21 protein-coding genes are annotated in these 21,705 nt (G+C 66.6%); 19 read left to right on the forward strand and 2 right to left on the reverse strand.

Annotated features, from left to right (window positions below; translation table 11 throughout):
• Positions 1-86: 86 nt before the first annotated feature.
• The 10 genes from AC1VVG_RS21775 (at position 87) to AC1VVG_RS21820 (ending at position 10,262) form a co-directional block, all read left to right on the forward strand.
• On the forward strand, positions 87-359 hold the full coding sequence (locus AC1VVG_RS21775) for a hypothetical protein (RefSeq protein WP_482836225.1): 273 nt from the start codon (positions 87-89) through the stop codon (positions 357-359).
• Complete coding sequence (locus AC1VVG_RS21780; protein WP_482836227.1) at positions 356-1,858, forward strand: TolC family protein; 1,503 nt, start codon at positions 356-358, stop codon at positions 1,856-1,858. Before AC1VVG_RS21775 ends, AC1VVG_RS21780 begins: the two co-directional genes overlap by 4 nt.
• A 1-nt stretch (position 1,859) precedes the next feature.
• On the forward strand, positions 1,860-3,155 hold the full coding sequence (locus tag AC1VVG_RS21785; protein ID WP_482836228.1) for a multicopper oxidase family protein: 1,296 nt from the start codon (positions 1,860-1,862) through the stop codon (positions 3,153-3,155).
• Between the two features lie 68 nt (positions 3,156-3,223).
• Positions 3,224-3,571 carry a copper-binding protein gene (locus AC1VVG_RS21790; RefSeq protein WP_069704436.1) on the forward strand — a complete coding sequence of 116 codons (348 nt, stop codon included), beginning with the start codon at positions 3,224-3,226 and terminating at the stop codon, positions 3,569-3,571.
• A 14-nt stretch (positions 3,572-3,585) separates the two neighbouring features.
• Entirely contained in the window at positions 3,586-3,966 is a 381-nt protein-coding gene (gene copC / locus AC1VVG_RS21795) for a copper homeostasis periplasmic binding protein CopC (RefSeq protein ID WP_059560093.1), read from the forward strand.
• Positions 3,963-4,904: a CopD family protein gene (locus AC1VVG_RS21800; protein ID WP_059559868.1), complete on the forward strand. Its 942-nt coding sequence runs from the start codon at positions 3,963-3,965 to the stop codon at positions 4,902-4,904. Before copC ends, AC1VVG_RS21800 begins: the two co-directional genes overlap by 4 nt.
• 212 nt (positions 4,905-5,116) lie before the next feature.
• On the forward strand, positions 5,117-6,922 hold the full coding sequence (locus tag AC1VVG_RS21805; protein WP_069704438.1) for an ExeM/NucH family extracellular endonuclease: 1,806 nt from the start codon (positions 5,117-5,119) through the stop codon (positions 6,920-6,922).
• 694 nt (positions 6,923-7,616) lie between these two features.
• Positions 7,617-9,464, forward strand: coding sequence for a S10 family serine carboxypeptidase-like protein (locus AC1VVG_RS21810; protein WP_482836230.1), 1,848 nt, complete (start codon positions 7,617-7,619; stop codon positions 9,462-9,464).
• Between the two features lie 43 nt (positions 9,465-9,507).
• Entirely contained in the window at positions 9,508-9,939 is a 432-nt protein-coding gene (locus tag AC1VVG_RS21815; protein ID WP_482836232.1) for a 2-oxoglutarate dehydrogenase, read from the forward strand.
• Between the two features lie 23 nt (positions 9,940-9,962).
• Positions 9,963-10,262, forward strand: a complete 300-nt coding sequence (locus tag AC1VVG_RS21820; protein ID WP_482836234.1) for an MmyB family transcriptional regulator — start codon at positions 9,963-9,965, stop codon at positions 10,260-10,262.
• Between the two features lie 96 nt (positions 10,263-10,358).
• On the opposite strand, the gene AC1VVG_RS21825 is transcribed toward AC1VVG_RS21820, so the two are convergent.
• Entirely contained in the window at positions 10,359-11,837 is a 1,479-nt protein-coding gene (locus tag AC1VVG_RS21825) for an aminotransferase class V-fold PLP-dependent enzyme (RefSeq protein ID WP_482836236.1), read from the reverse strand.
• 542 nt (positions 11,838-12,379) lie between these two features.
• Here AC1VVG_RS21825 and AC1VVG_RS21830 point away from each other — a divergent pair.
• The 9 genes from AC1VVG_RS21830 to AC1VVG_RS21870 all read left to right on the forward strand — a co-directional run bounded on the left by AC1VVG_RS21830 (position 12,380) and on the right by AC1VVG_RS21870 (position 20,937).
• Entirely contained in the window at positions 12,380-13,633 is a 1,254-nt protein-coding gene (locus AC1VVG_RS21830) for an MFS transporter (RefSeq protein WP_069704442.1), read from the forward strand.
• 117 nt (positions 13,634-13,750) lie between these two features.
• A complete protein-coding gene (locus tag AC1VVG_RS21835) occupies positions 13,751-14,680 on the forward strand; it encodes a LysR family transcriptional regulator (RefSeq protein WP_034188469.1) in 930 nt (309 codons plus the stop codon).
• Positions 14,681-14,795: 115 nt separating this feature from the next.
• A complete protein-coding gene (locus tag AC1VVG_RS21840; protein WP_069704443.1) occupies positions 14,796-15,290 on the forward strand; it encodes a cupin domain-containing protein in 495 nt (164 codons plus the stop codon).
• 37 nt (positions 15,291-15,327) lie between these two features.
• On the forward strand, positions 15,328-16,347 hold the full coding sequence (locus AC1VVG_RS21845) for a hydroxyquinol 1,2-dioxygenase (RefSeq protein WP_482836239.1): 1,020 nt from the start codon (positions 15,328-15,330) through the stop codon (positions 16,345-16,347).
• A 50-nt stretch (positions 16,348-16,397) separates the two neighbouring features.
• The gene (locus tag AC1VVG_RS21850) at positions 16,398-17,864 is read left to right on the forward strand and encodes an aldehyde dehydrogenase family protein (protein ID WP_034188466.1); all 1,467 of its coding nucleotides are present in this window, start codon (positions 16,398-16,400) and stop codon (positions 17,862-17,864) included.
• Positions 17,865-17,871: 7 nt separating this feature from the next.
• Complete coding sequence (locus AC1VVG_RS21855) at positions 17,872-18,939, forward strand: maleylacetate reductase (RefSeq protein WP_482836241.1); 1,068 nt, start codon at positions 17,872-17,874, stop codon at positions 18,937-18,939.
• Between the two features lie 62 nt (positions 18,940-19,001).
• Positions 19,002-19,313 (forward strand): YciI family protein, encoded by a 312-nt coding sequence (locus AC1VVG_RS21860; RefSeq protein ID WP_034188464.1) that lies wholly within the window; start codon positions 19,002-19,004, stop codon positions 19,311-19,313.
• A 3-nt stretch (positions 19,314-19,316) separates the two neighbouring features.
• Positions 19,317-19,652, forward strand: coding sequence for a Rieske (2Fe-2S) protein (locus AC1VVG_RS21865; protein WP_059559855.1), 336 nt, complete (start codon positions 19,317-19,319; stop codon positions 19,650-19,652).
• 196 nt (positions 19,653-19,848) lie between these two features.
• Positions 19,849-20,937 carry a porin gene (locus AC1VVG_RS21870; RefSeq protein WP_059559853.1) on the forward strand — a complete coding sequence of 363 codons (1,089 nt, stop codon included), beginning with the start codon at positions 19,849-19,851 and terminating at the stop codon, positions 20,935-20,937.
• A 67-nt stretch (positions 20,938-21,004) separates the two neighbouring features.
• Here AC1VVG_RS21870 and AC1VVG_RS21875 read toward each other — a convergent pair whose 3' ends face one another.
• Positions 21,005-21,664 carry a glutathione S-transferase family protein gene (locus AC1VVG_RS21875; protein WP_034188606.1) on the reverse strand — a complete coding sequence of 220 codons (660 nt, stop codon included), beginning with the start codon at positions 21,662-21,664 and terminating at the stop codon, positions 21,005-21,007.
• Positions 21,665-21,705: the final 41 nt, after the last annotated feature.

Raw genomic sequence — 21,705 nt, forward strand, 5'->3', positions numbered from 1 at the left:
CCCGCCCGTGGCCGACAGGCCGCGACCTGCAATTCACGCTGGCGGCCGCACCCGGTCCGCCGGACGACTCACGACGAGATATTTTCATGCGACTGATCACTGCGGCGCTGTTGAGCGCGGCGGCCTTCATGCCGTCGCTCGCGCCTGCGCAAACCCCGTTGCCCGATCCGGCGGACGCCGCCGCGCCGGTGCCTGACGTCACCGTGACGTCCGCGTTCGACGGCTACCGGCCGTATCGCGACGACGAAGGCCCCGGCTGGAAACAACTGAACCGGGACGTGACGGAGCGGCCCGCGAAGCCCGGCAATGCGGCGCGCAACGGCGGCGCGCATGCGACGCACGGAGGGGCCGCGCGATGACGAATCTGGCGATATCGCCGAGGATCGGTGCGGCCGCGGTCGCGCTGGCGTTCCTTGCGGGCTGTACGACGTTTTCGAAGGACGGCGGTTTCGACGCCGTGTCGTCCGCCGCATCGGAACGCATCGGGAAAGACGCGGTGGTCGTCAGGACCGATGCCGACCGCGAGGCCGTCGACAGGCGGACGCAGGAACTGCTGGCCAGGCCGCTGTCGATGGACGATGCGGTGCAGGTCGCGCTGCTGAACAACCGCGGCCTGCAGGCGTCGTACGCCGAACTCGGACTGTCGGAGGCCGACCTCGTGCAGGCCGGCCGGCTGCCGAACCCGCGCTTCGCGTTCAGCCGCACGCGCGCCGGCGACGGCGAACTGACGCTCGGTCGCACGTTGTCGGCGAACGTGTTCGCACTGCTGACGATGCCGCTCGCGACGAGCATCGAACGCCGCCGCTTCGAGCAGACCAGGCTCGAAACGGCCGATGCGATGCTGAAGGTGGCGGCCGACGCGCGCCGCGCCTACGTGGAAGCCGTCGCCGCCGGGCAGGCCGCGAACTATGCGCAGCAGGTGCGCGACGCCGCGAGCGCGGCCGCCGAACTGGCGCAACGCATGCGGCAGGCCGGCAACTTCAGCCGCCTCGATTACGCGCGCGAACAGGCGTTCCAGGCGGACGCGGTCGCGCTGCACGCGAAGGCGCGCCAGCAGGCGCTGGCCGCACGCGAGAAGCTCACGCGCGCGATGGGGCTGTGGGGCGAGCGCACGCGGTACGCGCTGCCCGAGCGCTTGCCCGACCTGCCGAAAGCGCGCCCGAACCTGCCCGATCTCGAACGCTTCGCGATGAGCAACCGCTTCGACATCCAGGCCGCGAAGCTGCAGACGCAGGGCGTCGCGTCGTCGCTCGGCCTGAGCAAGGCGACACGCTTCGTCAACGCGGTCGATCTCGGCTACGTGAACAACTACGAAACCGGCAAGGGGCACGAGCACGGCTACGAGATCAGCGTCGAGATTCCGCTGTTCGACTGGGGCGGCGCGAAAGTCGCGCGCGCCGAGGCCCTCTACATGCAGTCGGCGAACCGGCTCGCGAAAACGGCGATCGACGCGCGCTCCGAAGTGCGCGAATCGTACGCGGCGTACGTGACGAGCTACGACGTCGCGACCCACTATCGCGACGAAGTCGTGCCGCTGCGCAAGACGATCTCCGACGAACTGCTGCTGCGCTACAACGGGATGCTCGCGAGCGTGTTCGAGCTGCTGGCCGACGCGCGCGAGCAGGTCGGCGCGGTCAACGGCTACATCGATGCACTGAAGGACTACTGGCTCGCCGAAACCGATCTGCAGATGGCCGTCGGCGGTCGCTTGCCGTCGTCAGGCGCTGCGCCGCGCGCGGCGAATGCCGCCGAACCGGCACCCGAAACCACGCCCAGGGCCGACGCTGCCGCGCAGCCGGTCTCCACTCCCGCGGCGCCACCGGCGCCCGCGACGCAAACGCATCCGGAAGGTCATTGACATGGTGTCCCGTCGACAATTTCTCAGCGGCTCGGGCGCCGCGCTGCTCGGTGCGGCGATGGTCAGCAAGGCCGGCGCCGCGTCGCTGCCCGAAGCGCCCACGATGGCGAAGACCGGCACGCAGCCGCCGCTCGTGCCGCCGAACGGCCGCGCGTACACGCCCGTCGCGACGCTGAACGGCTGGTCGCTGCCGTGGCGGATGAAGAACGGCTGGAAGGAGTTCCACCTGACGGCCGAGCCCGTCGTGCGCGAGATGGCGCCCGGCATGAACGCGAACCTGTGGGGCTACAACGGCCAGTCGCCGGGCCCGACGATCGAGGCCGTCGAAGGCGACAAGGTGCGCATCTTCGTGACCAACCGGCTGCCCGAGCATACGACGATCCACTGGCACGGGCTACGGCTGCCGAACGGGATGGACGGCGTCGGCGGCCTCACGCAGCCGCACATCCCGCCCGGCAAGACCTTCGTCTACGAGTTCCAGCTCGAAGCGCACGGCACCTTCATGTATCACCCGCACGCCGACGAGATGGTGCAGATGGCGATGGGGATGATGGGCATGTTCATCGTGCACCCGAAGGATCGCGGCACGATGCCGGTCGATCGCGATTTCGTGTTCCTGCTCGCCGCGTACGACATCGACCCGGGCAGCTACACGCCGCGCGTGAACGAGATGACCGACTTCAACATGTGGACTTTCAATTCCCGCGTGTTCCCGGGCATCGATCCATTGCCGGTGCGCGCCGGCGACCGCGTGCGGATTCGTTTCGGCAACCTGACGATGACGAACCATCCGATCCACCTGCACGGTTACAGCTTCGAAGTGGCCGGCACCGACGGCGGCTGGATTCCACCGGCCGCGCGCTGGCCCGAAGTGACGGCCGACGTCGCGGTGGGGCAGATGCGCGCGATCGAGTTCACCGCCGATCGTCCGGGCGACTGGGCGTTCCACTGCCACAAGTCGCACCACACGATGAATGCGATGGGCCACCAGGTGCCGAACCTGATCGGCGTGCCGCAGAAGGATCTTGCGCAGCGTATCGGCAAGCTCGTGCCCGACTACATGGCGATGGGCAGCACGGGCGGCGCGATGGGCGGGATGGAAATGCCGTTGCCCGACAACACGCTGCCGATGATGACGGGCACGGGCCCGTTCGGGCCGCTGGAGATGGGCGGCATGTTCACGGTCTGCAAGGTGCGGCAGGGGCTCGGCCGCACCGACTATCGCGATCCGGGCTGGTTCCGGCATCCGAAGGGCACCGTCGCCTACGCATACACCGGCGAATTGCCGGACGGTTGAGCAGCAGCATGCGGCGGCCGTGCGTATGCGGCCGCCGGTTTCCATTCACTCACACGGGAGTCGACACGATGAAGAAGGGACTGGTTTTGATGGCAACGGGTTGCGCGCTGGCGTTTTCCGCCGCGTCGTACGCGGCCGGCGACATGGCCGGCATGGACATGAGCGGCGGCGCGAAGCAGGGCGCCGACGCGGCGCAGCGCATGTCGCACGGCGAAGTTCGCAAGGTCGATGCGGCCGCGGGCAAGCTGACGATCAAGCACGGCCCGCTCGAGAACCTCGGGATGGAGGCGATGACGATGGTGTTCAAGGTGAAGGACCCGGCGATGCTGTCCCAGGTCAAGGCCGGCGACAAGATCGACTTCGTCGCCGAAGAGGTGGGCGGCGCGCTGACCGTCGTCGAACTGAAGAAGCCGTGACGCGGAGCGCGAACATGACGATCACGATGCTCAAGCGGCTGGCCGGCTTTGCCGCGGCCGGCGCGATCCTCGCGGCCGCGCCCGTCGCGGCCTCGGCGCACGGCAAGCTGGAAAGCGCCGCACCGGCGACGGGCAGCACGGTCGACGTGGCGCCCGACACCGTGCGGCTCGCGTTCAACGAAGACCTCGAACCTGCATTCAGCTCGGTGAAGGTGTCGGACGCGAACGGCAATGCCGTCACGCGGGACAAGGCGAAGGTCGATGCGTCGAACCCGCGCGTGATGACGGTCGCGATGCCGAGGCTCGCGCCCGGCGCATACACGGTGCAATGGGTGGCGATGACCGCCGACGCGCATCGCACGAAGGGCACCTATACGTTCCGGGTGAAAGGATGAACGACGGTATCGTCGGCCTGCTGCGGCTCGTGGCGGTAGCGATCCAGAATGCGGGGTTCGCCGTCGTCGTCGGTGCGCTGCTCGGCGGCCGCTGGCTCGCGCTTGGCGCGTCGGCATGGCAGCACGGGATCGGGCGACGGCTCGTCGCGACGCTGCGGATCGCGTCCGCCGTGTCGCTGCTCGCGAGCGTCACCGCGTTCTGGGCGCACTGCGCGTTGATGAGCGAAGTGCCGTTGTTCGAAGCGGGGCCGGCCGTCCGCGCGATGCTCGCGGGCACGGGCTTCGGTCATGCATGGCTGGCCGGCGCCGTGTTCATGCTCGTCGTCGTGCTGCTGGCGTTCGTCAGGCGCGCGAACGACACGCGTTTTCCGTTCGCGATGTGGGCCGCGCTTGCCTGCGTCGCGCTTGCGCGCAGCAACGGCGGGCATCCGGTGGACGCAGGCCTGTTCAGCGTGCCCGTGTGGATCGACTGGCTGCATCTGCTGGCGATCAGCGCGTGGGTCGGGCTCGTGCTCGTGACGGCATTCGGCGTGATGCCGCGACTCGCCGGCATGCCCGCGAGCGAACGCGCGACGGGCGCATCGTTCGTGCAGTCGCTGTCCGATGCGTCGACGTATGCGCTGGTCGTGCTGTTCGCGACCGGCGCGTACAGCGGCTGGCGCGGCGTCGATACGCCGGCCAACCTGCTCGTGTCGACGTACGGGCAGATCCTGCTGCTGAAGCTTTCGCTCGTGTTGATCGCAGCGGCGCTCGGCGGCCATAACCGCTTCTTCGGGATGCCGAAGCTGTTGGCCGCGCTGCGGGACCCGGCTGCCGCGATGCCGGCCGTCTCGTTGAAACGGTTTGGCGCCGTGTTGCGGATCGAGGCGGTCGTGCTCGGCGGCGTGCTGATGGTGGCGGCCGTGCTCGTATCGAGCGCGTTGCCGGGAACGGCCTAGCGCGGCGATGCGGCGGCGACGGCGCGGGGGAATCGTCCGGAGCACGGAGGCGTTCCTGCCAGCCGATTGCCCCGCATTTCCGGGCCCGAACATGCGATCGGTGGGGATCGCGGCGGGATGACGGGCATTACGTCGGCCTGTCTGTTCATTACCAAAAACTGTCATTGAGCGCCGCTAAGCTTTCGCCACCCTCACAACCGGGATTCCCCGTCATGCGCTCGACAATCCGCCTGTTTGCCCCGCTATTGTTGCTTCCGACGCTTGCTGCGCCGGTATTTGCCGCTCCCGTCAGCCCGAACTGCGGCGGCAGCACGACGCCGATCGCCGATATCCAGGGGCCGGGCGCACCGTCGCCGCTCGCTGGCCAGAACGTGTCGGTCGAGGCGGTCGTCACCGCCGATTTCGGCGGCACGGACGGCTTCGGCGGCTTCTTCGTCCAGCAGGCCGACGCGCAACGCCGCAACCAGCCGGGCGTGTCCGAAGGCCTGTTCGTCTATGCGCCGAAAGCGCGCGCGAAGGCCGGCGATCTCGTGCACGTGACGGGCAAGGTCGAGGAGAAATACGGCCAGACGCAACTGACGCTGTCGGGGGCGATCGCGGTGTGCGCGAACGGCCAGACGGTCACGCCCGCGACGCTCACGCTGCCGGTCGACAGCCCGAACGCGTTCGCCGCGTACGAAGGGATGCGCGTGCGCCTGCCGCAGACGCTGAACGTGACCGACAACTACGAGCTCGGCCGCTACGGCAGCGTGATGCTCAGCAACGGCCGCTTGCGTACGCCGACGAGCGTCGTGCCGCCCGCGCAGGCGCAGACGCAGATCGATGCGAACGCACGCAACCGCCTGATCCTCGACGACGGCTCGAACAAGCAGAACCCGGCGACCGTGCCGTATCCGGCACCGGGCCTGTCGGCCGCGAACACGCTGCGCGCGGGCTACACCGTGCGCGACGTCGAAGGCGTGCTCGAAGTGCGTTACGGCGCGTGGCGCGTGCAGCCGCTGCCCGGCGCGGCCGTGCCGGCGTTCGACACGCGTCCGAATCCACGCACCAACGCGCCCGCGCGCGATCCGAAGTCGAACCTGCGCGTCGCGTCGTTCAACGTGCTCAACTATTTCAACGGCAACGGGCTCGGCGGCGGCTTCGACGATCCGAACAACCGCGGCGCGAAGACGTTCCAGGAATTCCAGCGTCAGGAAGCGAAGATCGTCAGCGCGCTGAAGGCGATCGATGCCGACGTGATCGGGCTGATGGAAATCCAGAACAACGGCTACGGCGAACTGAGCGCGGTGCGTCAGCTTGCGGCGAAGCTCGGCAGCCACTGGCGCGTCGTCGATCCCGGCTCGTCACGCCTCGGCGGCGATGCGATCGCGGTCGCGATGATCTACGATAGCCGCAAGGTCGAACCGGTCGGCCGCGCGGCGACGCTTGCAATCGACGACAAGAACCGCCAGCCGCTCGCGCAGTCGTTCCGCCTGGTCGACGGCAACAAGCAGACGCTGACGGTGGCCGTCAATCACCTGAAGTCGAAGAACTGCCCGGACGCCGCGAACGACGATCTCGACCAGGGCGACGGCCAGGGTTGCTGGAACCCGACGCGCACGCGCGCGGCGACGAAACTGGCCGACTGGCTGGCCGGCAACCCGACGGGCGTCGCGGGCCAGGGCGTGCTGCTGATCGGCGACTTCAACAGCTATACGTACGAGGACCCGATCCGCGCGCTCGAATCGCGCGGCTACCGCAACCTCGTCGCGCGCTGGATTGGCGCGAATGCGTACAGCTACGTGTACAACGGCGAAGCCGGCTATCTCGATCACGCGCTCGCGACGCTGCCGCTCGCCTCGCACGTGAAGGCCGTGCACGAATGGCACATCAACGCGGACGAGCCGCTCGCGCTGCAGTACACGCTCGCGTACAAGTCGGCCGAACAGCAGAAGACGTTCTATGCACCGGACGCCTATCGTTCGTCGGATCACGATCCGGTGCTGATCGATATCGCGCTCCCGGGCGGCAAGAAATAATCGACAATCGACGTGCCGCAACCGACGACGTGCGGCGACGCCGCATGTCGTCATCCGCCCGGAAATGCCGGCCGGATATCGAGTAAATAATGCCGTCAAGCCGGATTGAAATTAATGGAATCGGTATTTTATGGGCGATGCGGCGCGTATCAGCATGGCGATTGAAGAAAGGTTGAGGCGAATCGAATCCTGGCGTGATGGGTGAAGGTTGCCGTGCTGTATTAATCGATCACAGATAATAAAAATGAAAGAAAAATCCTGTCGATCTGAAGGTTTCGTCATCGTCGAGTCAATGCAGGCGGGGCTTCCGGGTTATGCGAGAAAAGTAAAATATTCGGCCCGGTATTACCGATAAAGCGCAGCTTGCACGAATAATTCCGTTTTCTTTCAAATGCCAAACACTGCCCGCCCTTCGCATCATTGCGGGATTTTTAATATCCGAATGATCTTTGACAACGCGGCGCAGCACCGCCTATTTTGTCGATGTCGTAAATTTCGGTAATCAGAATAGAAGTCCAAACTGCAGGGGGCGGTTCAAGCACGATTCTCGCCAGCAGTTTGCTGTGTCTGTATCACGTTCAGTCTCTTGAAGCAGTCCGATCCCAACCGCCTTTTGCGCGAGTGGCGGGTGTTGCTGCGCGTCTCGTCGGCGAAGGCGGCCTTTGTGAAGCGGTATCCGAACCAAAGGACAGAGATGAAACCAGACAGGAGCTGTACCGGCAGCCGCCGTGCTCGTCACGGCCGGATGGCCGGGCTGAGCGTAGTGACCGTCATGACACTGGCGCTCGCGGCCTGCGGCGGCGACGATTCGTCGTCCGTCGGCGCGTCGAGCCTCGCGCAGGCCACGGCCAGCCAGCAGGCCAGCGCGCAAGCGGCCGGCAATCAGGCGCCGGCGGCCAACCAGCCGTACATCGACCCCGTCGCCTACTCGATGAACGCGACCGACGGTCTCGCCGCGGCGCAGGTATCCGAGAAAGCGGCCGTCATGCATTACCAGTGGAAATCCGGCGGCACGACGGTCAACTACACGACGACCACCGGCCACCTGACCGCGCAGGATGCGAACGGCAATGCGGAAGCGTCGATGTCGTACGTCGCGTACACCGCGCCGAGCACCAACGGCAAGCCGCGCCCCGTCACGTTCGTCTATAACGGCGGCCCCGGGTCGTCGTCGATCTGGCTGCGGCTCGGCTCGTTCGCGCCGACACGGGTGGCCACGCCCGATCCCGGGTTCGGCACCACCTGGCCGAACTATCCGCTCGTCGACAATGCCGAGAGCCTGATCGACACCACCGACCTCGTGTTCATCGACCCGCCCGGAACGGGGCTGTCGGAAGCCGTGTTGCCGAACACCAACCAGAAGTACTGGGGTTCCGATGCGGACGTGAACATCATGCGCGATTTCATCCAGCGCTACCTGAACGTCAACAGCCGCGGCACGTCGCCGATTTATCTGTACGGCGAATCGTACGGCACGCCGCGTACCGACATGCTGGCGCTCGCACTCGAATCGGCCGGCGTGCACCTGACGGGCATCGTGCTGCAGTCAGCCATCCTGAACTACTTCGCGGATGCGGTGGAAGCGGTGGCGATCACGCAGTCGACGGAAGGGCTGCTGCTCGAAACCGATACGGTGGCCGGTTACCTGCCGGGCTATGCGGCGGTCGCGGCGTATTTCAACCAGGTCTCGCCGGCGCCGGTGAACCAGGGGTTGTACGCACTGCAGACGGAACTGTTCACGACGCTGATCTACAACCAGCTGCAGAAGTACTCGCAGTCGTGGGTGTTGAGCCAGCTCGGCATTCCGGATGCGCTCGGCACGCCGGTGTTCCCGAGCGATGCGACGCTCAGGCTGTGGTCGATCCCGTCGAGCCTCACGCAACAGGCGCTGCGCGGCTACTTCAACGCGAATCCGTTCGGCACGAGCCTGCTGCCCGGCACGACGATCGGCCGGTATGACGGACGCGTGTCGTTGCCGAATTCCGATCCGCGGCTGCAGAACGACGGCGACCCGTCCGACATCCTGATCTCGCAGCCGTTCACGAACGCGCTCGCGACACAGATGCCGGATTACCTCGGCTACTCCGCGCCGAACGCGACGTACCTGCCGCTGAACGACAACATCATCGGCGTCTGGGACTTCTCGCACGACGGCCAGCCGATGCCCGACACGATCCCCGATCTGCTCGGTGCGCTGCAGTTGAACCCGAAGCTTCGCGTGCTCGCGGAGAATGGCTATCACGATCTCGCGACGCCGTTCTTCAACACCGAGAAGCAACTCGCGCGGTTGCAGACGGTGAAGGGCCTCAATCCGAAGCTGCAGGTGAACTTCTTCCAGGGCGGCCACATGATCTACCTGGACGACGTCGCCCGGCCGGAGATGAAGCGGGACCTGAAGACGTTCTACAAGGGCGCGCGGATTCCGACGGCGCTGACGCTGCACACGCTGCCGCCGCCGTGGCCGGACGAGAATCCGCCGAGCGTGCCGACCGGCAGCGTCCCGGGCGCGACGGCCGGAACGACGCTGGCGGCGGCGCCCTGAGCGACGGACTCCTTGTCAAAGGAACCCTCTATTCATCCATTGAATGCGAGTGATCATGTCCCTAATCAAATTGATGCGGCGTATGTCTCCGTTGATCGTCCTCGGTGCCGTGACGAGCAGTGCCTATGCGTTGCCGCCGCAAGCGGTGGCGCCGGTGAAGCTGCCACACGGCGGGCGCGGCGTCGACGGCCCGTTCTTTCCCGCCACGCGGGCAGCGCCGGTGTTGCCGTCGACCGGCGCGGCGCTGCAGCAGCAGGCGCAGCAGCGCGTCGACGCAAGGCTTGGCGGCAATACCGTGCTGAGCAACGGCGCGGCCGTGACGAAGGCGCAGGCGCAGAGCAGCGGCCTGGGTTTCGTGTCGAAGCACTTCGACGAGATCGATGCGAAGCACACCGGGCGTGTGACGATGAGCGACGTGCAGCAGTTCATCCAGCAGCGGCAGGTGCAGGCGCAGCAGGAGCAGCAGGACGAGTGACGTAGCAGGCGGCGCGGCGGCCGGTGCGATGGAGAATCGCATCGGCCGCCGAATCTTCGGTAGCGCGCGTGCGGGATCGTCCGGCTTTATCAGATTTCGGCGGCGTAGTGAAAATCCGGAAGCGTGCGCCGGATGCGAGCAGCGTCGCATTCGCGCAAGGGTGGGACGCACACGACGTGCGCAGCGGCGTGTCCGGCGAGAAGGTGCTCGTGCATGCGCAACGCGGCACGCAGCGCTATGAGTACGCGACGTTTCAGGCGAACGACGATCCCGCGCTGAAACTGGCGATCTACACGCCGATGAATGACGGAGAAAGGGGCTGATGCTGCGTTGGCCGGCATCACCTCGCGGTCATGCAACGCAGCATCGGCTTCGTGCGTGAACGCGGGTGACGCGGTATAGCGGGGAAGTGCGCGGGTTCAGGCCGTGCGTCGCGCGGACAGGCGATTCCACAACAGGCCGGAGCGGCTGCCGCTTCGGCAATACGCGAGCACCGGCTTCTGCAGCGTGTCGACCAGTGCGCCGAACGCGTCGATCTCCGCGTCGCCGATCTGGTCGCGCTCGACCGGCAGGTAGCGTGCCTCGAGGCCCAGTTCGCGGGCGGCGGCGGCGATCTCGTCGAACGCCGGCTGATCGTCGCCTTCGCCGTCGGGCCGGTTGCAGATGACCGAGCGGAAGCCGGCATTGCGGATCGCCTTCAGGTCGGCCGGCGTGATCTGGCGCGACGCGGAGAACCCGTTCGCCGCCGTCGCGCGGCACTGCTCGATCGCCTTGCGGAAACACGCGATCGCGAAGTCGACGTCCTGCTCCGTCGTGAAGCGGCCGAAGCTGATGCGCACCGTGCGGCCGGCCGTTTCCGCATCGAGGCCGAGCGCGGTGAGCACGTGCGACGGTGCGCCGCTGGTCGAGTTGCACGCGGAGGTCGACGAGACGGCGAGCGCTTCGCCGAGCATGAACGGGAAGAAGCCCGGTGCGTTCACGGTCAGGCTCAGCGTATGCGGGATGCGGCGCGCGGCGGCTGCATTCTGCGTGACGTCGCCGAGCGCGAGCAGCGCGTCGGTCAGGCGTGCGCCGAGCGCGGCGATCCGTGCGGTTTCGCCGTCGAGCTTGTCGGCGGCGAGTGCGCATGCGACACCCATGCCGACGATCTGATGCGTCGCGAGCGTGCCCGAGCGCAACCCGCGCTCGTGACCGCCGCCGTGAATCTGCGGTGCGATGCGATCGGCGATCTCGCGGCGCACGAACAGCGCGCCGATACCCTTGGGCCCGTAAACCTTGTGCGCCGACATCGACATCATGTCGATGCCGAGCGCGCGCACGTCGATCGGCGTCTTGCCGAGCGCCTGCGCGGCGTCGACGTGGAGCAGCGCGCCCGCGGCGTGCACGAGGCGGGCGATCGCGCCGATGTCGGTCAGCGTGCCGATCTCGTTGTTCACGAGCATCAGCGACACGAGGCCCGTCTCGGGGCCGATGGCGGCCGCCACCGCGTCGGCGGTGATCTCGCCGTCGCGCGTGGGCGTCAGGAACGTGACCTGCGAGCCGTGCTTCGCCAGGCTGGCCATCGTGTCGAGGATGGCCTTGTGCTCGATGCGGCTCGTGATCAGGTGGCGCTTGCCGGCCGCGTTTTCCGCATAGCCTTTCAGCGCGAGGTTGTTCGATTCGGTGGCACCCGACGTCCAGACGATCTCGTCGGCATCCGCGCCGATCAGTGCGGCGACTTGCGCGCGTGCGTGCTCGACCTTGTCTTTCGCCAGCCGGCCGGCGGTATGCGAGCTCGACGCGGGGTTGCCGAAGATGCCGTCGAAGCCGAGGCAGGCCGTCATCGCGTCGATCACGCGCGGATCGGCCGGCGTCGTGGCGGCGTAGTCGAGGTAGTGCAGCGGGTGGGCGTCGCTCATTTCCGTCTCTTGCTCATTGCATGGTGACGGAAATGATACGGGGGACAGAAGGGAAAAAGGATCCAAAGTTGGCTGGTAATTCGGTCTGATATGAAATGACGTTTTATCCTGGTGCCAAATTGGGGAATTTGGTTCTCATTCGATGCGAGGGCCTTTCTGTCCGGATGAGACGCGCCCCCTCCCACGTTCCCGGGTGGTGCGGTATCCGGGCGCTTGCAAGTCCATGAGGGATTCCCCGATGCGGCGCGCGTGAGCGCCGCTTCAACACGGCGTCGACGCGCGCGACGCTTCCCTGCCGGTCCTTCTTGCCCGCCGTTCCCGATTATTTGCGTTTCGCGAATGGCGCGTTCGCCGGTTGTTCCATACCCGATTCGCGGCCATACCCCTATCGTGGCGACGTCGGCCGGGCGAATTCGATGCGTCGAATCCGGACGCCAGCCGGCACTTCATTGCGATTCGCATCGCACACAAAAACCATCGGACCGGACCCACGCGCAGGCGCTGCGGCGCGCGCGGGCGAACCGGCGTCCACGGAGACGGACATGAAAGCAAACGAGTGGGATACCGCATACGAGTGGAGGGCAGTCACGCTGCTGGCGCTCGGATTCGGGCTGGTCGGCCTCGACCGCTGGCTCATCGCGCCGCTGTTTCCTTCGATCATGAAGGACCTGAACCTGACCGCGCAGGACGTCGGCAACTGCATCGGCGTGCTCGGCCTGTCGTGGGGCATCTTCGCGGCGCTGATGGGCGGCATCTCCGACAAGATCGGCCGCAGGAAGGTGCTGATTCCGGCCATCATCGCGTTCTCGCTGCTGTCGGGGTTCTCGGGGCTCGCGGGCGGGCTGCTCGGCCTGATGGCGATTCGCGGGCTGATGGGCGTCGCGGAAGGCTCGTTCTGCCCGACCAGCTTCGCGGCGACGGCCGATGCATCGCATCCGCGGCGGCGCGGCCTGAACCTCGGGCTGCAGCAAAGCGGCTTCGCGTTGTTCGGTCTCGCGCTGTCGCCGATCATCGCCACGCAGCTGCTCGGCTTCGTGTCGTGGCGCTGGGTCTTTGCGCTGGTGGCCGTGCCCGGCCTGGTGCTCGGCGCGATCATGTTCTTCGTGATTCGCGAGCCGAAGGTGGTAAAGGAAGTCGCCGCGGAACATGCGCCGGCATCGCTCGGCCATGTACTCAAGAGCCGCAACATCCTCGTCGCGATGGCCGCACTGTGCTGCGCGATGACGGGCGTCTTCGTGCTCGGCGCGCTGCTGCCGCTGTACCTGACCGATTACCTGGCGCTCGGTACGCAGAAGATGGGCCTCGTCGTCTCGGCGATCGGCTTCGGCGGTTTTCTCGGGCAGTTCGGGTTGCCGGGTCTTTCCGATCTGGTCGGCCGCCGCATCGCGAGCATCGTCGGTTTCGCGGGAACGGCCGCGATGCTCTACCTCTTCCGTGGTCTCGGCCCGCAGCCGCTCGCGCTGTTCGGCGTGCTGTTCGTCGCATCGTTCTTCACGCTCGGGCTGGTGTCGCTGCTGTCCGGCCCGGTCGCGACCGAAGCCGCACCGGTCGGCCTCGTGTCGACGTCCATCGGCGTGGTGGTCGGCGTCGGCGAGATCTTCGGCGGCGGCATCGCGCCGGCGCTGGGCGGTTATGTCGCCGCACACTTTGGCATCCAGAACATTCTGTGGTTGCCGATGTGCGCGGTCCTGCTCGGTATCGTGGTCAGTCTGCTGTTGAAGGAAACCGCGCCGGCCGTGTTGCAGCGCCGCGCGGTCGTGCCGCCGGAGCTGGCGGCCGGAGAGCAATCGCGGTAACGCGCGGTGCGCCGCGCAATTGACATCGATTCGGCGACACTGTGACGCTTTTCACATGACACAGCCCGATTCCCGCGCGGGTAGACTGCCGGTTTCGCTGTCGAAAAAGGGCGCGGTATGGACCGGTTCCTGAGCATCGAGGCATTCGTGAGAGTGGCCGAGGCGAGCAGCTTCGCGGAGGCCGCGCGGCAGCTGGGTGTGACGAGTTCGGTCGTGACGAATCGCATCCAGCAGCTCGAGAAGTTCGTCAACGCGCCGTTGTTCCATCGCAGCACGCGCCACGTGCGCCTGTCGGACGTGGGCGAGACGTTCTATCGCGAGTGCGCGGAGGTGGTCGGGCGCGTCAACGAGCTGACGGACCAGATGCGCGAGCTTCGCGCGACGCCGACCGGGCGGCTGCGTATCCAGATGCTGCCGGGCTTCGCGCTCGATCACTTCGGCGCGCCGCTGGCGGCCTTCAATCAGCGCTACCCGGGCATCCAGCTCGACATCATCGTCAACGACCGTGTGGTCGACCCTGTCGAAGAAGGGTTCGACATCGCGTTCCAGATCTTCCCGCCGATTTCCGAATCGCTGATCGAGCGACGGCTGTTCACGGTCCGGCGTCTCTTTTGCGCGGCACCCGCCTACGTCGACGCGCATGGTGCGCCACAACATCCGCGCGAATTGCTGCAGCACACGACGGCGCTGTATTCGGGCTATCCGTCACGTAACCGCTGGACCATGACGCGCGGCGACGAGGTCGTCGAAATGGAGCTGCCGGGCATGATCCGCTCGAACTCCGTCCACCTGCTGCGCGAATACGCGCTGACCGGCGGCGGGGTCGTCTGTTTGCCGACGCTCGTGGCGAGCGACGCGCTCGTCGCGGGCCGCCTGGTGCCGATCCTCACCGACTACCAGCTCGCGCCGCTGAGCTTCGCCGCCGTTTATCCCGCGACGCAGCGACAGGCGCTGAAGGTCAAGGCGCTGGTCGAATTCCTCGCCGAATACATCGGCGACGAATCGCCGTGGGATCTCCCGCTGCTGGCGCGCGGCTGGGTGCGTTGAGCCGCGCGGATTATTCGCGAAACGCAAATGCCGTAATCGCCGTCCGTTGCCTTGTTGCTGCCGTGCGGTGCCCCTAGAGTGGAATCCAACAAGCGGTTCAACTCAGGAGACAGCAATGACCAGCACGGCATTCCACACCGTCTTCGGCTCGCTCGACGGTTACCGGAAGGGCGAGATCGAAATCACCAGCGGCAGCGCGCAGCACTACGCCTTCTCGAACGTCTTCGAGGTGGCATCGAAGTCGGCCCCTTATGAAAAGGTCGTCGCCGGCAAGAATCTCGAATACGTGATCGAAGTGTTGAGGACCGACGGCCAGTCGCCGTGGTTCGCCTGCGCGCACGACGAGTTCACGATCCAGATGGACGGCGAAGTCCGGATCGATTTCATCAAGCTCGACCACCCGCCGAGATCGGGCCGCGGTACCGTGAGCGCCGGCTCGCAGCCGGCCGGCCGGAACATGGGGTACGTCGTGTTGCGCCAGGGCCATCAGGCGCTGCTGCCGGCCGGCTGCGCGTATCGCTTCACCGCGAGCCGGCCGGGCGTCGCGCTCGTGCAGACCGTCCTCGGCGAACTGTCCGTCGAGAAGTGGGCCGAGATCTGCCTGCACTGACCTTCCGACCTCATTCGACTATTCCAGGAGACACGTTATGGCCACCCTCGACACCCTCGATCCGTCCACGGGCTTTGCCGCCGATCTGGTGCGATCGACCGACGCCGATGCCGTGACCGGCTACCGCCGCTTCCAGCTCGGCGAATTCGAATTCCAGCGCGACGAATACTTCGTGAAGATCAGCTGGCCCGCGAAAGGCCAGACGCGCACGCATGCGATGCCGGCGGATGCGTTCCTGCGCGCGATGATGCGTGACGTCGCCTGGGGCTTCTTCTACGGCTGGGTGAACTTCGACCACGTGTTCGGCACGCGCAATCACTACGGCAAGGTCGACATGTATGCGGGCACCTTCAACGGCATCCTGAAGGATGCCGGTGTCGACTACACCGAGTCCTTCGACACGCCGACGATCATGGCGACCTTCAAGGCGATGCTGCACGACTGGACGAACGAAGGCTTCGATCCGTTCGCGGCGCCCGAGGAAACCGGGACTGCGTTCGGGCGCAAGCACGGCGACAACGGCTCGGCGATCGAGCGCACGCGTATCGCGACGCGCCGCATGCCGGGCCTCGAAGGCGATTCGCCGCTGCGCGACGCACTGCCGGTCAACCGCGCGTTCCTCGACGTCGCGCAGGACGAGCCGGACGTGCACGTCGAGCCGGGCTTCGAAGGCGAGCTGCACGCGTTCAACCTGTTCAAGTACCTGTCGCGCTCGGACGTGACGTGGAATCCGTCGGTGACGTCGGTGTGCGGGCGCAGCCTGTTCTGCCCGACCACCGAGGAATTCATCCTGCCGGTGTTCCACGGCAACGATCGCGTCGAATGGTTCCTGCAACTGTCCGACGAAATCGTGTGGGACATCGGCGACAAGAACACCGGCGCGCCGCGTGCGCGCATCACGATGCGCGCGGGCGACATCTGCGCGATGCCGGCCGACATCCGCCACCAGGGCTATTCGACGAAGCGGTCGATGCTGCTGGTCTGGGAAAACGCGACGCCGGACCTGCCGCGGCGCTACGAGAGCGGCGAGCTTGCGCCGTACCCGATCGCGTTCTGAGCCGCGCGCCAGCGACGGCTTCCGCTTCAGCCCTACACCGAGGACGATTCATGCAAACCCAACTCTTCATCGACGGGCGTTTCGTCGACGCCGTCGAGCGCGGCACGATCGACGTGCTGAACCCACACGACGGTGCCGTCATCGCGAAGATCGCGGCGGCCACCGCGGCGGACGTCGACCTGGCCGTCGAAGCCGCGACGCGCGCCTTTCCGACATGGTCGGCGATGCCGGCGGCCGAACGCGGCCGTCTGCTGCTGCGCCTGGCCGATGCGATCGAAGCCAACGCGGACGAACTGGCGCGGCTCGAATCGCTGGATACCGGCCACCCGATTCGCGATTCGCGTTCGCTCGACGTGCCGCGCACGGCCGCGTGCTTTCGTTATTTCGGCGGCATGGCCGACAAGCTGCAAGGCTCGGTGATTCCGGTCGAGACCGGTTTCCTGAACTACGTGCAGCGCGCGCCGATCGGCGTCGTCGGCCAGATCGTGCCGTGGAATTTTCCGCTGATGTTCACGAGCTGGAAGATGGGCCCGGCGCTGGCGGCCGGCAACACGGTGGTGCTCAAGCCGTCGGAAATCACGCCGCTGTCGACGCTGCGCATCGTCGAGCTGATGGCGGAAGTCGGGTTTCCCGCCGGCGTCGTCAATATCGTGCCCGGTTACGGTCATACGGCAGGCCAGCGGCTCGCCGAACATCCGGGCGTCGGCAAGATCGCGTTCACGGGGTCGACCGCGACCGGCCGGCGGATCGTCGAAGCGTCGCAGGGCAACCTGAAGCGCGTGCAGCTGGAGCTGGGCGGCAAGGGCGCCAACATCGTGTTCGACGATGCGAACCTCGATGCGGCGATCAACGGCGCTGCGTGGGCGATCTTTCACAACCAGGGGCAGGCGTGTATCGCGGGCTCGCGTCTCGTGCTGCACGAACGGATCGCGGATGCGTTCCTCGAGCGCTTCGTCGCGCTCGCGTCGTCGATCCGCATCGGCAATCCGCTGGATGCGAATACCGAAATGGGGCCGCTCACGTCGAAGCAGCACCTCGAGCGCGTGCTGTCGTATGTCGACGTCGCGCGCGAGCAGGGCGGCCGCGTGCTCACCGGCGGCAGCGCGCCGCAGGATCCGGCGCTTGCCAACGGCTACTACGTGCGCCCGACGGTCATCGAGGCGAAGCGCGCCAACGATCGCGTCGCGCAGGAGGAAGTGTTCGGCCCGTTCGTCACCGTGTTGCGCTTCGGCAGCGACGAAGAGGCGCTCGCCATTGCCAACGCGACGGAATACGGGCTCGGCAGCGGCCTCTGGACCCAGAATCTGTCGCGTGCCCACAAGATGGCGTCGCGGATCAACGCCGGCATGTGCTGGATCAACTGCTACAAGCGCGTCAATCCGGGCAGCCCGTTCGGTGGCGTCGGCAAGTCGGGCTACGGCCGCGAGATGGGTTTCGAGGCCATGCACGACTACACGGAAGCGCGATCGGTGTGGGTCAACGTCGACGGCAACGTGCCGCCGCACTTCAAGCGCTGAGGTTCGCATGGAGCGCTTCGTCTATCAGGGCACGCCCTCCCGCGTGGTATTCGAATGGGGTGCGCTCGACAGGCTGCCGGACGAGCTGGCGACGCTCGGCGCCCGCCGCGCGCTGATCCTGTCCACACCCGAACAGCGGCCTCTCGCCGACCGGGTGACGGACATACTGGGCGAGCGCGCGGCCGGCGTGTGCGCGCAGGCCGTCATGCACGTGCCGGTCGACGTCGCGCGCGCGGCCCGCGAGATGGCCGCCGAACGGGGCGCGGACTGTTGCATCGCGATTGGCGGCGGGTCGACGATCGGGCTGGGCAAGGCCATCGCGCTCGAATCGCCGCTGCCGATCCTGGCCGTGCCGACGACGTATGCCGGCTCGGAGATGACGCCGATCTACGGGCTCACGGAAGGCCGCTTGAAGCGCACCGGGCGCGATGTGCGCGTGCTGCCGCGTACCGTGCTGTACGACCCGTCGCTGACGGTGTCGCTGCCGCCGGGCATTTCGGCGGCGTCGGGCGTCAATGCGATCGCGCATGCGGTCGAGGCGCTCTATGCGGAAGATGCGAACCCCGTGATCAGCCTGATGGCCGAAGAAGCGATTCGCGCGCTCGGCGAAGCGCTGCCTGGCGTGGTGCGCGATCCGGCGGACCGGCCGATGCGCAGCCGCGCGCTGTATGGCGCGTGGCTCGCCGGGATCTGCCTCGGTGCGGTCGGCATGGCGTTGCACCACAAGCTCTGTCACACCCTCGGCGGCACGTTCAATCTGCCGCACGCACAGACGCACGCGGCGATGTTGCCGCATACCGCGCATTACAACCACGCGGCGGCGCCGGATGCGTTGCGTCGCGTCGCGCGGGCACTGGGCGGGAATGACGCGGCCGACGCCGGCCCGTTGCTGTTCGGGCTGAACGAGCAGCTCGGCATCGCGCCGGCGCTCGCCGCGATCGGGATGCCGCGGGAAGGGCTCGACGAGGCGGCCGATCTCGCATGCAAGAACCCGTATGCGAATCCGCGGCCGATCGAGCGCGCGGCGATTCGCGCGCTGCTTCAGGACGCATGGGAAGGCCGTGCGCCGCGTTGAGCGGCGTGATGCGCCAATGGAGAAAGACTGATGAATGACTCCATCGACCGGAGCTGATCGTCATGGCTCGATTTTTCGCGGTATTGGCGACGGACCAGCCCGGCATGCGCGACGTGCGCGACCGTGTGCGGCCGATTCATCGGACCTATCTGCGTGCGGCTGCCGAGCACGGCGTGGTCGTGCGGCTTGGCGGCCCAACGCTCGACCCGCAGGGCGACGCGATGAACGGTACGCTGCTCGTCGTCGAGGCGGACGACATTCATGCGGTGATGCGGTTCGTTGGCAACGACCCGTATGTGAAGGAGGGGTTGTTCTCGCACGTGGAAGTGCGCCCGTGGGACTGGAGCCTCGGCAACCCCGAGCAGCGGGTGTGAGCGATGGAAGCGAGACGACTCTGCCGCGTTTCCGAGGTGCCCGACGGCGGCGCGCGCGTCGTCGACGAAGCGTGCCTCGGGCGTCCCGTCATCGTCGTGCGGCGTGGCGAGCAGGTATGGGCGTACGTGAATCGATGCCCGCACTTTTCCGTCCCGCTCGATTACGTGCCGGGCAATGTCTCCTGCTATCGGTCGCAGGTGCTGATGTGCGCACATCACAGCGCGCTGTTCCGCTTCGACGACGGCGTGTGCATCGACGGGCCGTGTGCGGGTGCCGGACTGGAAGCCGTGGCCGTTGACGTGGATTCCTCGGCGTGGGTCATTTCTCGAGAGCCGTGAATCACGGATCCTGATCGGCTCGGGTGCGACACCGGTTCACGTAAAGAATTTCACGTTAATCAATCAGTAAAACTAATCATGATTTTGATGGTGATGTAGCAGCCCGAATCAGGGCGATTTTCCACGAGGCAACAAGCGAGCACCCGCCGCCTGGCGCGGTGACGGGCTCGTATTTCCATAAAAAGACGGAGACAACATGAAACTCAGGTTTGGCGTATTCGCGGTGCTTGCCGTCGCGCAGGGCGCATGGGCGCAGAGCAGTGTGACGATGTTCGGTCTGATCGACGCCGGCATCTCGTATGTCAGCAACGAGGGCGGCGGCAAGAACGTCAAGTTCGACGACGGCATCTATGCGCCGAATCTGTTCGGCTTGCGCGGCACCGAAGACCTCGGCGGCGGATATCGCGCTGTGTTCGCGCTCGTGAACCAGTTCTCGATGGCGAACGGAAGCATCGTCGGGACCGGGATCTTCGGGCGCAATGCATACGTCGGCCTCGACAGCGACCGGTTCGGCAGCATCACGCTGGGGAATCAATACGACTTCATGGTCGACGCGCTTTTCAACAAGGGGAATGCGATCGGGCGGGACATCTCGGGGCTGTACGGTTTCAGGAACGGGCCGTTCCAGCGTCTCGCGCTGCCGGGCAATCCGACCGGCGCGTTCGACTGGGACCGCACGGCAGGCAGCAAGCCGATCGCGAATTCGGTCAAGTACACGTCGCCGACGGTCTCGGGCTTTTCCGGCGGCGTGATGTATGCGTTCGGCGGGGTGGCCGGCTCGATCGGCGCGGACAACGCCGTCAGTGCCGGCGTGAACTACGAGATGGGCGCTTTCGGCGTGGGCGCGGCATACACGAACGAGAAATATGGCTCGGCGCCGGGCGTGCCGTCGACCAGCGTGCGCAACTGGGGCGTCGGCATGCACTACGACTTCGGTGTCGTGAAGGCGACGGCACTGGTGACCACCGTGCGGAATGCGTTCAACGATGCCGGTGTGTGGATGGCGGAAGCGGGCGGCTTGTGGCGGATCCGGCCGGACGTCGTCCTGGGCGCGAAGTACATGTACATGAAGGGCAATGAAGCGGTGAACGACAACCACGCGCACCAGGTCAGCGTGGCGCTTCAGTACCTGTTGTCGAAGCGGACCATGGTGTACGTGTCGGCCGATTACCAGCGCGCCAATAGCGGCGCGAATGCGCAGGTGAATGGCGTGCTCGATCCGAACGGTGCGTCGAGTTCGGCAAGTCAGACGGTGGCTCGGCTCGGGTTGCATACGGTGTTTTGAGGGAGCGGAGCCGACGCCGCACGACGGTGCGCGGGTCCGGCTCCGTCACCTGCGAGGATTCCCGGCGTCAGCCGGCCGATGCGGCGGCCGCCTTCACCTTGTCCTGCTCCGCCGCCAGCGCCGCATCGGCCGCCTGTGCGCGCTGGATGGCGGGGCGTGCGAGCACGCGATCGAGATAGTGGCGCACCGCCGGCGTCTCGGGCATCAGTTTGAACATCGTGATCCAGTTCAGCGCGGACGCCCACAGCACGTCCGCTGCGGTGAAGCGTTCGCCGAGCAGATAAGGCCCGTTGGCCAGTTGCGCGCCGATCGTGTCGACGACGGTATCGAAGTCGCCGTAGGGTGACGTCGAATACGGAGCAGGCGGCCGGTTCATCGATCGATCGACGATGGCCGGCTCGAAGCACGATCCGTAGAACACCATCCAGCGCAGGTACGAGCCGCGCAGCGGATCGCCCGTCGCCGGCGCCAGGCCGGCTTCCGGATACAGTTCCGCCGCATAGAGATAGACGGCGGCCTGCTCGGTGACGACCACGTCGCCGTGGCGCAGGGCGGGCACCTTGCCCAGCGGATTGATCGCCCGATAGGCGGGCTCGCGATGCTGGCCGGCGGACAGGTCGAACGCGTGCAGTTCATAGTCGGCGTTCAGTTCCTCGAGCAGCATGCGGGCGCCGGCCGACCGGCTGCGCGGCGAATGGTAAAGGATCAGGTGGCGGTCTGGCGGCATGGCGGACTCCATGGCGTGGTCGGGAAGCGGGCGTCCAATGT

This window comes from Burkholderia sp. L-4 (assembly GCF_056856535.1).